This window comes from Myxococcota bacterium, from assembly GCA_039030075.1.
Taxonomy (GTDB): domain Bacteria; phylum Myxococcota_A; class UBA9160; order UBA9160; family SMWR01; genus JAHEJV01.
In genome coordinates, this window is record JBCCEW010000029.1 from 1 (window position 1) to 13,597 (window position 13,597).

Genomic DNA, 13,597 nt, shown 5'->3' on the forward strand with positions numbered 1-13,597 from the left:
CCGCGGGGGGGGCGTGTGGTTGGGGCGGGCGGCGGGGGGGGGGGGCCGGCCGGGCGGGGCCCCCCCCCCCGGCTCTACTTCCGCCCGATGCGCACCGTCTCACCATCGAAGGTCGGCACCGACAACACGAAGTCGTCGGTCGGGTATCCGATCGCCTGCTCTTCGAGGATGCCGATCGCGATCTCCTCCCCCATCCGCAAACTGTCGTAGTAGTCCGAGTAGTAGTGCACGCCGGCCATGTTGCGACCGATCGAGATGTTGGCTGCCAGCTTGTTCAGCTCGCCCTCGAGGGTCAGCGGGCACTCGTGCGGCTTCGGCGTCCGGGAGTCGATCGGAACCTTCTTCTTGCCACCGTTCCTGGTCGGTTCGAAGACCAGCGCCCTCGAGACGTTCCGATAGAAGCCCGCCTTCCCGCGGTTGCAGCCCGGGTCGCCGTTGAGACCGAGGACCGTTCCCGTATCGAAGAAGGCCTTCACGATCGTGGTGCACGCACCCGCGACCGTCGCGTGTCCAGCACCGTAGGTGGGGTGCATCGGCGAGCCCTCGGCAAAGGCCATCGGCAGCAGCGCCGAGGCCTGACGGACCGTGTTCCGGTTGAAGTCGCAAACCGCCTCGACCGTGGCCCCGATGCCGTCGCGCAGCTCGCCGAAGCCGCCGCAGAGCGCCGGGAACTTGCGATCGAGCTCGCGCGCCTTCTCGATGCGCGCGGCCAGGGCCTCGGGGCGCAGCCGGAGGTGGTTGTTGAACTTCTGGAAACGCACGGCCTTGAGCGCCCGCGTCGCGACCTCGGTGACCAGGGTCAGGATGTGCGGGCCGCCCCAGAGCGCGAATCCACCCGCGTTCTGCGGAATCTCGTCCTTCGAGAGCGGGTGGAACACGTCGCGCATGCCCGACAGCTTCGCGAAACCCGGATCGAAGGGCGTCTTCATCGCCAGCAGGATCAGCGTCGCGTTCAGGTAAGCCTGGTAGAGCGCGTCGAAGTGCACGTAGGTGGCGAGATCGCGGGGTGTACAGATGAGCCGTCGCTCGCCCGCGAAGCTCTGGCCGGGACCGCACTTCGCGTTCCTCCGGCCGCGTCCGCAGTCGTTGACGTCGAAGCCGTCCTGGACGTCGAGCCAGTCCTTCCAGAGCTGCATGTAGTCGACGTGTTCGTCGGCCACCGGCACCTTCTGGTCGATCAGCTGCGCGCCGTAGGGGATCTTGCCGTGCTCCAGATCGAGCTCCCCGGTCTGGTTGCGTCCGCCGATATGCAGGAACTGGGACAGATAGGGCCCGTTCTCGACCCCCGGGCTCGAGCCGCGGAAGAGGGTCTGCCGATCGAGAAGGCCGCTCGCGTCCGTCGTGCGCGGCCGCTCCGGGAAGCCGTCCTGGGCGTAGTCGAGGGCGTTGAGTCGCGCGATTGCGTCGTTCAGAGCGGGTCCGCCCCCGGTCTCGAAGGCGCTGAAGGGCACGTCTCGCAGCAGGGCGAGTTCGTAGACCTCGGCCATCTCGAAGGCGAGTTCGTCCGAGCCCAGCTCGGGGGCGGGCGGCATCGTCACCGCCTGGGCATCCGGCCCCTCCAGGTCGAACACGAGCCCCGCGGTCGGCGCCTCCCACTGGCGGCGACGACACCCGCGCTTCGGCGGGGTCTGCGGCGCAGTGGGCACCGGCACGCGGGTGGAAAAGGGCTCCACGAAGCCGTCGTCGATGGCGGCCCGGAAGGCTTCGAAATGGGCCGCGTCGGACACGACGCCGAGGTTCGCATCGTGGGCCAGGCCCTTCGTGAAGCTCATCGGGTAGCGCGCGAACGCGTAGCGCTGCTCGTCGGGGTTCGCGGTATGGGTCGGGTGCTCTCGGTTGCGCGCCCGCTCGGCGGCTTCGATCCGGACACGGCGGGCGGCTTCGGCGCGATCTTCGGGCATGGGAGACTCTCCTCGGTGGGTTGGGTGGGAGGAGAGCGTGTCCGAAACGCGAGGGTTTCGATGTAAACCAGGTTGCTTTCGGCGAGCCTCCACAACGCCCGCGAACGAGTACGCCCGACACCCGTCACCGGGGGGGCGCGACCTCGGAAACGCGCGGAACGGCGCCTCAGTCGATCGGGCGGTCCCAGTCGTCCGGGTGGTCGAGCTCGGGGTCGGCCTCCACCGAGCCGCCGGCCTGCTTGCCGAGCATCTTCTTCGCGAGCCCATCGAGGCCGGTCGTCCGGGTACTCAAGGCGCGGCGCGCCAAGCGGGTGAGCATCGATTGCTTGAGCTCGCGGAGACGCTGATCGCGTTCGGTGCGGATCGTCATGGCGCTAGGCCAGGGTCGTCTGCGACATGCCATCCGGCGGGTCGCATGGGACCAGGCGTCCCGGGTAGCCCTTGAAGTTCGGGATGCCCTGCTCGTAGTCGAGAAGGTCGTCGGTGTCGGTGGTCAGGACGGCGTCGGACGACACGAACGCGCCCGCGAGGTCGAGGTCGCCGCGGGTCTCGGGGTACCACCAGCCATGGGGCACGCGCAGATGGCCCGGGCGCATGCCCGACTCGATGCTCACCCGCGCGTAGACGTGGCCGTGCTCGGTTTCGAGCCGCGCCCACTGGTCGTCGACCAACCCATCGCGCGCCGCGTCTTCCGGGTGCACGTAGAAGTAGGGAGCGGGCGAGCGCCGCCGCAGCACGCCGATGTTTCGCTGACCGGTCTGGAAGAAGGGATCCTCGCGAACGCCCGAGAACACCCGGTAGGGATACGCGTCGGTCGGCTCCGGCGCGGGGCGGTGGTAGGGCAGCGGGTCGAAGCCCAGGTCAGCGAGGATCGACGAGGCCAGCTCCACCTTCCCGGACGGCGTCGCGAAGCCGGTCTTCCGGTACTTGCGATACTTCGGCACGGGCACGTCCATGAAGTTCGACGCGCGGAACTCCTCGAAGGTCCGTCCCGACGGCTCGAGCCGGTAGTCGATCAGCTCCTCGGCCGTCTTCCACGGGAAGTGCTCAGCGAGGTTCATGCGGTGGGCGAGATCCGTCCAGAACTGGAAGCTCGAACTCGCCTGCTCGGGTGCATCGGCCACCGCTTCCGACAGCGTCAGCCGGTCGGTCCAGGCCCAGGAGTCGCTGATGTGATTGCGCTCGCTGAAGACGTCGCCCGGCATCACGTAGTCGGCCAGCATGGCGGTGGGCGTCATGAAGATCTCGTGGGCGACGATCAGGTCCTGATTCATCATCGCGCGACGGATCTGGTGCTGGTTCGGGTACGAGAGCAGCGTGTTGTTGCCGAGGGTGAAGAACGCCTTGATCGGATAGGGGTCTCCGTCGGCCATCGCGCGGAAGACTTCCGTCGGGTTGGCCATCTGGCAGCCCATCACCTGGTCGACCCAGGGCTGCCCCCAGACGCGCTCCATATGGGGCTTCAGCATCTCCGCGGTCCGGTAGGTGTACGCGGGGTGCCTCTCGTAGCCGAGCTGCTTCGCGCGCTGCTCGGGCAAGATCGAGTCGTGGAGCTGCAGCTCGGATTCGTAGCGCCAATCCGAACGCAGCCCATGCAGGATCTCGCCGCCGACGACGTCGAGATTGCCGGTGATCGCACGCAGGATCGTCTGGATGCGGATCCCGGACGTGGAGTCGAGCTGCTGGTCGGTGATCGGCGTCCACGGAATCACCGCGCCGTCGGCGTTCGCGTAGATGCGCGCGGCCTCGGCGATCTGCTCGGCCGGGACGCCCGTGATCTCGGCCACGCGCTCGAGCGGATACTCGGCGACGCGCTCACTCAGCTCCTGGAAGCCGACACACCAATCGCGCACGAAGTCCTTATCGTAGAGACCCTCGTCGATGATGACCTTCGTCCAGCCGAGGAGCAGCGCGGCGTCGGTGCCCGCGCGAATCTGCAGGTGCAGCGTGGCCCGCTCGGCCTGTTCGGACACGCGCGGGTCGACGACGATCGTCTTCGCGCCCCGCTTGCGGGCCCCCTCGATCGCGTTGTAGATCGGCGTCCACGAGTGCTTCCGCGGGTTGTGGCCTAGCAGCACGATGCAGTTCGCGTTGCCGATGTCGGGCATCGGAAACCAGCCGTAGGTCAGTCGGTTCACCGCGGCCGTGTTCCCGGCACACAGGGCGACGCCCGAGATCCAGTTCGGGGCGCCCAGCAGGTTCATGAACCGGCGGTCGAGGCCGTAGGTGGTCTGGGTATTCCAGCCCGACGTCGAGGTGGCAAAGCCCTCCGGGCCGTACTCGTCCACGACCGCTCGGAGGCGCTCGGCGATCTCGTCCATCGCCTGTTCGTAGGAGATCTCTTCCCAGCGATCCTCACCGCGCGCGCCCACGCGCTTCAGCGGGACGCGCAGGCGTTCCTCATGGTTGTGGATGTGGGGTGCGGCCGTGCCCTTGTAACAGATGTTCCGCGCGAGGGCGGGCGAGTCGTGGGCGATGACACGGTCGACACGGCCATCGACGGAGATGGTGCGGACCTGGCAACCGATGTCGCAGACCGAGCAGATGTTGTAGCCGGTGCGCCGGGTCGAATCCGTCGGTTGGTTCTGGGTCGTCACGTCAGTCTCCCTCGCGCCCGATGCGGGCGTCGTGTTCGTCGGCCAGGCGGAGCAGCTGCTCGAGGACGCGATCCTCGTGGCGGAGCGGCTCGCCGTTCGTGGCGCGTCCGAGCAAGAGCCCGAACATGGTCTCTCGCGCCATCCAGAAGAAGGACTGGGCCGGCTCGTCGACGAGCAGCGCGGAACGCTGCTCGGGGTGCACGAGCTTCGCGAAGCGCTCGACGACGGGCCCGATCGAGGCGCCGAGCGCCGGGTCGTTCGCCGCCGCAAGCCACGCTTCGATCACGACCTTGAAGTCGAAGCGCGTCATCGTCTCCCAGGTGCGCGCCACCAGGTCGGTGACCGAAGCCGGCGCCGCCGAGGTCGTCGCGACTTCGGCCAATGCGGTGTAGCGGTGCTCGAGGGCAGCCGCGAAGAGCTCCGGCAAACCGTCGAAGTGGTGCACGAAGGCACCGCGGGTGAGCCCCGCACGCGCGCAAACGGCCACCGAGGTCACCCCGGCCCAACCGTGCTCGACGAGCAGTTCGAGGGTGGCCCGGACCAGGGCCTCCCGGGTCGCCGCCGACCGCTCTGCCTGGGTGCGCTTTGCCATCGCCGCAGGTTAGCAGATAGATGCATCGATGTATGTATATTTATGGAGTCGAAATTCACCAACTCTTTCGATGGCTTACGAAGCCCCTGGGTCGAGTCATGATCGGGAAGCCGAATCACCGGGCGCCCCCCCCCGCGCGAGCGGCGGGAGCCCGAGCGGTCGGGGCGCGACGGGGGCACCGCGCGCCACGCCTGGCGCCGAGCCGGCGCCCCGGCCGGCCGAGCCTTCGTCCTACACGTGTCGGCGTTGATGGCGGTAGGGTGGGCGAACCATGCGCCGTACCACCGCGCTCCTCACCGCCTGGATCCTCGGCTCGGTCTTCGTCTCGACCACGACGTCCGCGACCACCTTCACCTACATCGCGTCGGGCACCACGTCCCCGACGCTGGGGGTGGAGACCTTCGGCCTTTCGCGGACCTTCACCCTGACCTTCGACCTCGACACCGACGCCATGCGAGACGGCGGCGACCCGCATTCCATCTACCCGGAGGGTGTGCAGAACTTCCATCTCCGTTTCGGGCACGGCCGGTTCGTCTTCGCCCCGACGGCAGTCTTCAATGCCGTGATCAACCGCTCGTCGCACGCCTGGAGCATCCCCATCGACCTGACGAGCCCGCAGATCACGACCAACCTCCCCCTGACCGGACGGAACCTGATCACCCTGCAGCCGCTCTTCCTGGAGCGCATCAGTTTCTCGGCGTCCGATCGCGAGGAGGGCTTCTACCTGGAGGTGCCGCCGGAGATCGCCGCGACGGACCCATTCCTGTACGACAGCGTCAACATGTCGATCCGCTGGAGCACGCCCGTCAGCCCGAACGGCGGATCGACTCTTCGCCTATCGCTCGACACCTTCGACGTGCTCCCGGAGCCAGACGGATTCGGAGCGCTCACCGCCGGGGCCGCAGGCCTCGTGGCACTGGCGCGTCGACGGCGCGGTCGCGGGGGGGTGCCGAAGTGAGCGGGCTCGCCCGACGACTCGGGTTCTCCCTCAGCCTCGTGGGAGCGCTCGTCTTCGTCTGTCCCGCGTTCGCGGCGATCGTCGAGTTCGACAGCACCTACCGGCACGGCTTCGGCGACGGCGGCGATCCGGGCACGGCCGACCTTGGCCTGAACGGTCTGCCGGCTTGCAATCAGGGCATTCGGCCACATCTGAACGCCTCGATTCCCGGACACGGCTTCGCCGAGCTCGGCTCGGGAAGCCCGGCTTCGCTGATGGCCCTCCGACCGCTCCGATACGGCTCCGCGGGTCCCACCACCGGGAACCTCACGGTCATGGCCAAGCCTGGCGTCGCGGGTATCAACGGGATGGCGCGCTACCACCCGAGCACCTGCCAGGCCGTCTTCACCCCCTCGGTGCTGACACCGCCCGTCACGAGAGAGACCTTGATCGATCGGTTCACGGGCCCCGCTCAGTACACGATCAGTACCAGCACCACGCCCCTCGGTGGAAAGCTCTTCATGACGGGGCCCGAGACGGAGATGCACACGCTCGCGCCCCTCCGAGGGCCCGGCAACTGGACCTTCATGGTCCCGACCACCTTCGCGACGAGCATGCAGACCGCGCGCATCGTCGGTGGCGCGAATCGCTTCGGCGGCGGATGGCGTGCGAGCGGCGGGGGAATGCGTCAGACGGACATTCTGGTCGCGCCCGGTTTCGTGATCCGTCTCGGATGGGCTTCGGGCCCCCACATGGCCGGCCACGGGAGAAGCGTTCCCACCCAGTTCGTGTCGCAGACCGGGATGTTCACGGCGCTGGCGTCGGGTGGGATGGCTCCCATGCGAGCGCGCTGGTGGTATGCGCCGTTTACGACCGGCACCGTCTGGGCCGAGGATCGGGGCGGTCAGTTCGTCACGATCCGCTCCGAGATGGGCTTCGACAACCGCACGGGCCCCAACTCGAGCATGGGCTCGCTCCTGCTCGTGAGCCCGTGGGTGGCGAACATCGTCGGTTTCGGCGGATTCGCTGGCAACCCGGTCCACTTCGGCGGCACCGCGTCCCTCCGCTTCGAGTTCCTCCCCCAACCCGACGCCAGCGCCTCGCTCCTGGCGGGGGCGCTCGTCGTCCTGGCCCTGCACTTCGGGTTGCGCCGCCGGGATCGTGGGGGCGATCGGCGTTAGGAAGCGCCGCCGCTCCCATCAGAGCGGCACGGGGAGCATCGCCTCGAGCCCGCCGTCGACGGGCAGCACCACGCCGTTGATGAAGCCGGCGTAGTCCGAGGCGAGGAACGCGGCGACGTGCGCGATGTCCTCGGGCGTGCCGAGCCTCCCCATCGGTTGCTTCTCGGCGAAGCCCTCCACACCCCCGGGTTGGGTCTTCAACCAGTGGAGGAAGTTGGGCGCGGCGGCCGAGGGAGCGATCGCGTTGGCCCGGATTCCGCGACGTCCATACTCGAGCGCGACGCTGCGCATCAGGCTGTTCACGCCCGCCTTCGCCGCGCCGTAGGTGGCCAGCCCACGCACCGCGCCGCTGCCGGCGCCCGAGGTCGTGGAGAGGATCACGCCGCCACCGCGCTCGACCATCACGGGCAACGCCGCCAGCGTCGCGTGATAGACGGCGTCGAAGTTGACGCCGCGCACGCGCGCGTGCTCTGCCCGATCGACCTCTTCCATCGGCGTAGGGAGCGCGCCGCCCGCGTTGTTGTAGAGCACGTCGATTCCGCCGAAGTGCTCACACGTGGCGCTGACGACGCCCGCGGCCTGGTCGGGATCCGTGACGTCGCAAGCGATCGGCACCGCGACACCTCCCGCCCGCGCGATCGCATCGGTCGTCTCGTGGAGGGTCTGCTCGTGGATGTCGCTCGCGACGACCTTCGCGCCGAGCGCGGCGAAGAGCTGGGCGCTCGCGCGACCGATCGCTCCGCCGGCACCGGTCACCGCGATCGCTTTCCCCGAGTAGTCGATCCTCATGCCTTCTCCTTCCGCTGTCTCGCTCTGGGGCGGCCTAGGGCCAGCCCGGCAGCAACCGGTGCTTCTTGCAGAACGGTTGCGCATGGACATTCTCTCCGCTGAGCGGAAGCGCGTCCTCCGACGAACAGAGCCAGGCGATCACCGCCGCGGGCACTTCCACCGGCGCCGTCTTCACCCCCATCTTCTCGAGCTCGGTCACTTCCCCCAGCGACGCGATCGCCGATTCGCTGAGCACCAGGCCGGGCTCGAGGTTGTACGCGCAGATCCCGCGATCCCCGTATTCGAGGTGAAGAATGCCGGCCATGCGGTGGAGCGCGGCCTTCGTCGCGCCGTGCGCGAACCCCCAGCCACCGTGGGCGAGCTTCAGCGGCGGGTCGTGCATTCCCGCCGCGGACGTCAGGTTCACGACGATTCCGCTGCCGCGCTCGAGCATCCCGTGCAAGACGAGTCGGGTGAGCCGCACCTGGGCGACGACGTTGCCCTCGAAGACCTTCTCGAGCTCCTCCATCGAGCCGTCGAGGAAATCCGCCATCAGGCCCGGCCCCTGGTAGATCGCGTTGTTGACCAGCACGTCGATCCGGCCCCAATCGGCGAGGGTGTCGTCGACCAGGGCCTGGATCGTGGCCGGCTCGAGCAGATCGAGGCGCTGCACCCGGGCGCGACGTCCCTTGGCCACGACCGCGTCGCGGGTCTCTTCCAGGCTTCCCGGCAGCGAAGACCCATCCGCGTTGCGCACCATGTCCGCGTGCTCGTCACCGGATTGGACGGTGCGCGCCGCCAGCACCAGATCGAAGCCCGCGTCCGCCAGGGCCAGTGCCGTGGCCTTCCCGATCCCGCGGCTGGCCCCGGTCACCACGGCCACCTGGCCTTCTGCTCCAGCCATCCTGTGTCCCTCCCACTGTCCCTGTGGCCAGTAGAGCCGGTTGCGATCGACGACGTGCTGCCGTCGGGCCGCGATCACGTCGGACCGCTCGCGCGCCGAGACCCGAAGAGAACCCGACGGCAGCGCCTCACTACACTCCGTCGCGTGGGGTGCCATCTCGTTCTTGGCCCCTGACCTTCCCACGATCCGGACTCTCCCCATGTATCGTCCTCGGGTCGCTTTTTCCAGGGCAATCAGCGCCAGCGCCAACCGCGCAGGAGGCAGACATGAAGACCGACAAGCTGCAGCTCGGCGTGGTCGTCGAAGACCTCGACCGTGCGATCGCGCGGGCCGAGCAGGTCTTCGGAGCGGGTCCCTTCCGACGTTTGAGCGTCCCCGAAGCGGAGGTCGATGCCGCCGTGGCCGACTGGGCCGGTGTCGAGCTCGAGCTGATCGTGGCCGCAACCGACGACCTCCGTTCCCAACACCAGAAGCTCCTCAACGGGAAGTCGGCCCGACTCACCCACATCGGCGCCTACGTCCCGAGCAAGGACGCCGCCCTCGACCACTTCCGAGGGGTCGACGTGCCGGTCGTCTATGAGGACACGGGCGATGCAGACGTCCGCACCGGGATGGTCGACCTCCGCAACGACGCCGGTTTCCTGCTCGAGCTGCTCGAGCGGGTGTCCTGACACCGATGGCCGAACGAATCCCCATGACCGGCCGAACCCGAACGCACTGGCGCTTCGCGTGGTCTGCGCTGCTGGCAATCTTCGCCCTGACCCCAGTCGACGCGGCTGTCGCCGCGGAGCGCCAGGCCCGCAATCCCTTCCTTGCCGACTCGGCCTACCCGATGGCCCACGGCGATCCGGCGCAACAGGACGGCCTCTGGGTGCCGGGACCCGAAGCTCCCGGCCCGCAGCTCTCGTCCGAAGAAGTGAAGTACGTGGCCACGGGCCCCGGGCACTTCGGCGCCTACACCTCGAGCGCCTACCCCGATGGGCGCCGGGTGCTCTGGAGCAACGGGATCGACCGCATCCTCAAGCTCGACTTCGACAGCTACGAGATCCTGACCACCTACTGGCTGCCGGGGGCTCGCCGCTGGACCGAGGAAGAAGCAGACGAAGCCATCGCGAGCTTCGACGCATCGAACGAGGGCTTCTTCGCCACCTGGCGCGCGCTGCGCGGCAGCGACAAGTTCCGCGACCTCTCTGGCGTCTACACGATCCTCGACATCGACAACACCTACTACATCGGCAGTCGTGACGGCGCGATCACCGCCTACCGCGACGCCAACCCCGAAGACCCGGCGTCCGAGATCGTGGTCCGCGACTCGTTCCAGCTGCCCGACAGCGTCAGCGGTCACGCCGTCGGCATGAACCTCACCTGGGACGGCTGGCTCATCATTCCCACCGAGCACGGCGACGTCGTGGCCGTGTCCCGCGACTTCAGCGAGTACCGCGTCGGTCGCATGCGTCACAGCGAGGGCGCGGAGAACAAAGCGACGGGCGGGACCGGGCAGGGATGGGTGCGAAACGGATTCGCGCTCGACGAACGCGGCGGGATCTACATCGCGTCGCAGGAGCACATGCACAAGCTGGTGTGGACCGGAGACCAGATCTCGACGGATCCGGCCGACGGCGCGTGGACCAGCCGTTACCTGAACGGCTGGGGGCGCGGAACCGGAGCCACCCCGAGCCTGATGGGCTTCGGAGACGAGGACCGCTTCGTCGTGATCACCGACGGGGAGCCGCTGATGAACGTCGTGCTCTTCTGGCGCGACGACATCCCCGCCGACTGGGACGGAGTCTCTGGCGCACCCAACCGGCGGATCGCCGGCATGCTCCCCGCCGACATGGGCGACCCGGAGCTCGACGAGATCCAATCGGAACAATCGGTCATCGTCGCGGGCTACGGCGCACTCGTCGTCAACAACGTCCCGCGAAACTCGCCCTGGTACCTCCCCGCCCAGGCCGAGCGCTTGTTGATCGGGCTGCTCGGGAGCGCCCCGCTCTACCAACCCTTCGGCGTCCAGAAGTTCGCGTGGGATCCGGAGAAGCGCGCGCTTCTCGAGGCCTGGGTCAACCGCGAGGTGAGCTCGCCATCGTGCCTGCCGGTGGTCAGTTACGCGAGCGATCGGGTGTATCTGATCGGCGCCCGGGACAACGCGTGGACACTCGAAGCAATCGATTGGAGCACGGGCGAGAGCGCCTTCCACAGCGTGATCGGCAGCCAGCGCTTCAACCCGTTCTACTCGGGCACGCTGATCGATGAAGAAGCGCGCGTGCACTACGGGACGCATTGGGGCCGGGTGCGTCTCGACCCGAAGCCTTCCCCCCGAGCGGCAGCGAGCGAATAGCCGAGCGCCTCTACCTTCCCGAGACGAGCGCGGCGAGGTCCAGCTCGTGGACGCGCGTCGTGTCGTCCGCGGCGTCGAGAAAGCCACGAATCCCGTCGAAGTACGGTCGCGTGAAGTCGTTCCACTCGATCACTTCGCACACGAGGCCGGGAATCGTCGTGGACTCGATGTACGACATGCGAGCGAAGCCCTTGGCGCCTGCATCGACGACGGCCTCGAATCCCGCTCCCATCGCCGTGTCGTAGGTGTGGTCGAAGTCCTCGACGCAGAAGCCGTAGTGGTGGTGACCGAAGCCGCGCCGCTCGATCGCCTCCCGGTACATCGACGGCCCATCGCTGACCTGCTCGATGAGCTCGAGCTGCAGGTCCCCGATGTAGGCGAACGCCACGTGGATGGTCAGGTCGCCCGTCGGCTCGCCCCGATAACGAGAACCGGCCAGGGGCTGGATCCCGCGGCACACGGCGAACGGCCCCAGCTGGAGCTGACGCGCCCATTCCTCCATCGCCGCATCGATGTCGGAAACGATGTAGGCGGTCTGGCGCACGGGGCCGAAGAGCGGGCTCAGCATGGACGAACTCCGGTGGGTTCGAGACGTACTCGTGTGTGCGACGGTATATGGAACGGCTGTCGAGTTCTCAAGTCCGGCGCGCTCGCGCATGGGCTCCAGGAGTCGCCTCATGCGCAACATCGTGATCAGTGGCAGCGCCAGCGGGATCGGTCTCGCCACGAAGACGAAGCTCGAAACTCAGGGCGATCGGGTCGTCGGCATCGACCTCCGCGATGCCGACATCGAAGCGGACCTGTCGACGGCGAGCGGGCGCGGGGAAGCCGTTCGACAGGCGCTCGAGCTCACCTCGAACGAGATCGACGGCGTGGTGTTGTCGGCCGGCTTGAGCGGCGTGGACTCGCCGCCCGACACGACGCTGTCGGTCAACTACTTCGGTTCGGTCGAGCTCTTCGACGGCCTGCGCCCCGCCATGGAGGGTCGCCCGAACCCATGCGCGATCGGCCTGGTCTCCAACTCGTCCCAGTTTGGCATCGACTACGACGATCCGATGGTGCTCGCACTTCTCGAAGGCGACGAGGCGAAGTGTCGGGCGATGGTGCGGGAGCTCGACCGCGGAGCCGCCTACCGCTACACGAAGCACGCCCTCGCGCGCGCGATTCGACGTCGCGCGATCGAATGGGGCCCGCTCGGCGTGCGGATCAACGGCATCGTGCCCGGCATGACCGAGACCCCGATGGTCCAGGCGATCAAGCAGGACCCGGAGATGGGCCCCTACGTCGATCGGCTCCCCATCCCGCTGCAACGCCCGGGAACCGCCGAGGAAATGGCGGGCGTCATCGCCTTCCTGCTCAGCGACGCGGCCGCCTACATCCACGGCATGATGCTCTGGGTCGACGGCGGCACGGATGCCGCGGTGCGCCCCGACCGCTTCTAGCCGCGACCCATGCCACCGCCCGACCTCACGACAGGATCCCGTGGCGCGCCGCCTCGGCGATCGCCGCGACGGCCGGGGGGGTAATGCGGCGCTCGACCGTGATCGCGTAGAACTCTTCACGCACGTCGTCGGTGCTGCCGACCAGCTGGACGCCGTGGGTCTCGCGAATCTCGTCGGCGACGACGATCGGCGCTGCAAAGATTCCCGTCCCGTGCTGGCCAAAGACCTTGAGCAGGGCCGAGTCTTCGATCTCGGCCACGATCTCGGGACGAACGTCGATCTCTTCGAACCAGAGCTCGAGGGAGTGCCCGAGGGTGGTGTTGCGCGTCGGGACGAGCATCGGCGCGCCGTCCAGGCTCTGGGGGAAGCCCCGCCGGTGCCGACGAGCGAGCGAGGGCTCCCCGAAGAAGCCGATGCCGCAGTCGCCGAGTGAGTGGTTGAAGGCCTTGACGTGCACCTGCGGGCCCAGGGGTGCGTCGGTCAGCACCATGTCGTACTCCTGGACGGCCAGCGCCGCCATCAGGTCGTCGGTCTTCCCCTCGTGGAGCACGAGCTGCACGGGATCCTCCATCTCGAGGGCCGTCTGCAGGAGCCGGTGCGTGACGAGCTTCGGGACGACGTCCGCGATCCCGACGAGCAGCTTCGCCGGCCGTCTCGTCGGGCGCCCGCGCAGCGCGTCCTGCATCTCGCGGCCCAAAGAGAAGATCTCTTCCGCGTACTGGTAGGCGACGCGCCCGACGTCCGTGAGGACGAGCCGGCGCCCCTCCCGGACGAAGAGCTGCTCGTCCAGCGTGTCCTCGAGCTTGCGAATCTGGCCGCTGAGCGTGGGCTGTGCCAAACGCAGCACATCGGATGCCCGGGTGACGCTCCCCTCCCGCGCAACGACGTAGAAGTAGTAGAGGTGGTGATAGTTCAGCCAATCCAAGGGTCTACCTCC

General features: G+C 68.2%; 13 protein-coding genes. 5 read left to right on the forward strand and 8 right to left on the reverse strand.

What is annotated here, in order from left to right; translation table 11 throughout:
* Nucleotides 1-74: 74 nt before the first annotated feature.
* The 4 genes from AAF430_22700 to AAF430_22715 form a co-directional block, all read right to left on the reverse strand.
* A complete protein-coding gene (locus tag AAF430_22700; protein ID MEM7413060.1) occupies nt 75-1,901 on the reverse strand; it encodes a vanadium-dependent haloperoxidase in 1,827 nt (608 codons plus the stop codon).
* A 166-nt stretch (nt 1,902-2,067) separates the two neighbouring features.
* Nucleotides 2,068-2,271 (reverse strand): hypothetical protein, encoded by a 204-nt coding sequence (locus AAF430_22705; protein MEM7413061.1) that lies wholly within the window; start codon nt 2,269-2,271, stop codon nt 2,068-2,070.
* A gap of 4 nt (nt 2,272-2,275) precedes the next feature.
* Nucleotides 2,276-4,498 (reverse strand): molybdopterin-dependent oxidoreductase, encoded by a 2,223-nt coding sequence (locus AAF430_22710; protein MEM7413062.1) that lies wholly within the window; start codon nt 4,496-4,498, stop codon nt 2,276-2,278.
* Nucleotide 4,499: 1 nt separating this feature from the next.
* Entirely contained in the window at nt 4,500-5,090 is a 591-nt protein-coding gene (locus AAF430_22715) for a TetR/AcrR family transcriptional regulator (GenBank protein ID MEM7413063.1), read from the reverse strand.
* 271 nt (nt 5,091-5,361) lie between these two features.
* On the opposite strand from AAF430_22715, the gene AAF430_22720 reads away from it, so the two are divergent.
* Nucleotides 5,362-6,048, forward strand: coding sequence for a hypothetical protein (locus AAF430_22720; protein MEM7413064.1), 687 nt, complete (start codon nt 5,362-5,364; stop codon nt 6,046-6,048).
* Nucleotides 6,045-7,208 carry a hypothetical protein gene (locus tag AAF430_22725; protein ID MEM7413065.1) on the forward strand — a complete coding sequence of 388 codons (1,164 nt, stop codon included), beginning with the start codon at nt 6,045-6,047 and terminating at the stop codon, nt 7,206-7,208. The genes AAF430_22720 and AAF430_22725 overlap by 4 nt, the downstream gene beginning before the upstream one ends.
* A gap of 18 nt (nt 7,209-7,226) precedes the next feature.
* Here AAF430_22725 and AAF430_22730 read toward each other — a convergent pair whose 3' ends face one another.
* Together AAF430_22730 and AAF430_22735 are read right to left on the reverse strand one after the other, a co-directional pair.
* Complete coding sequence (locus AAF430_22730) at nt 7,227-7,997, reverse strand: SDR family oxidoreductase (protein ID MEM7413066.1); 771 nt, start codon at nt 7,995-7,997, stop codon at nt 7,227-7,229.
* 34 nt (nt 7,998-8,031) lie between these two features.
* The gene (locus tag AAF430_22735) at nt 8,032-8,880 is read right to left on the reverse strand and encodes an SDR family oxidoreductase (GenBank protein MEM7413067.1); all 849 of its coding nucleotides are present in this window, start codon (nt 8,878-8,880) and stop codon (nt 8,032-8,034) included.
* Nucleotides 8,881-9,146: 266 nt separating this feature from the next.
* On the opposite strand from AAF430_22735, the gene AAF430_22740 reads away from it, so the two are divergent.
* Together AAF430_22740 and AAF430_22745 are read left to right on the forward strand one after the other, a co-directional pair.
* Nucleotides 9,147-9,551 carry a VOC family protein gene (locus AAF430_22740; protein ID MEM7413068.1) on the forward strand — a complete coding sequence of 135 codons (405 nt, stop codon included), beginning with the start codon at nt 9,147-9,149 and terminating at the stop codon, nt 9,549-9,551.
* A 23-nt stretch (nt 9,552-9,574) separates the two neighbouring features.
* The gene (locus AAF430_22745) at nt 9,575-11,218 is read left to right on the forward strand and encodes a hypothetical protein (GenBank protein ID MEM7413069.1); all 1,644 of its coding nucleotides are present in this window, start codon (nt 9,575-9,577) and stop codon (nt 11,216-11,218) included.
* Between the two features lie 10 nt (nt 11,219-11,228).
* On the opposite strand, the gene AAF430_22750 is transcribed toward AAF430_22745, so the two are convergent.
* Nucleotides 11,229-11,786: a VOC family protein gene (locus tag AAF430_22750; GenBank protein ID MEM7413070.1), complete on the reverse strand. Its 558-nt coding sequence runs from the start codon at nt 11,784-11,786 to the stop codon at nt 11,229-11,231.
* A gap of 109 nt (nt 11,787-11,895) precedes the next feature.
* Between AAF430_22750 and AAF430_22755 the strand changes: the two genes are divergently transcribed.
* Nucleotides 11,896-12,660, forward strand: a complete 765-nt coding sequence (locus AAF430_22755) for an SDR family oxidoreductase (GenBank protein MEM7413071.1) — start codon at nt 11,896-11,898, stop codon at nt 12,658-12,660.
* A 25-nt stretch (nt 12,661-12,685) separates the two neighbouring features.
* On the opposite strand, the gene nhaR is transcribed toward AAF430_22755, so the two are convergent.
* Nucleotides 12,686-13,585, reverse strand: coding sequence for a transcriptional activator NhaR (gene nhaR / locus AAF430_22760; GenBank protein ID MEM7413072.1), 900 nt, complete (start codon nt 13,583-13,585; stop codon nt 12,686-12,688).
* Nucleotides 13,586-13,597 lie beyond the last annotated feature (12 nt).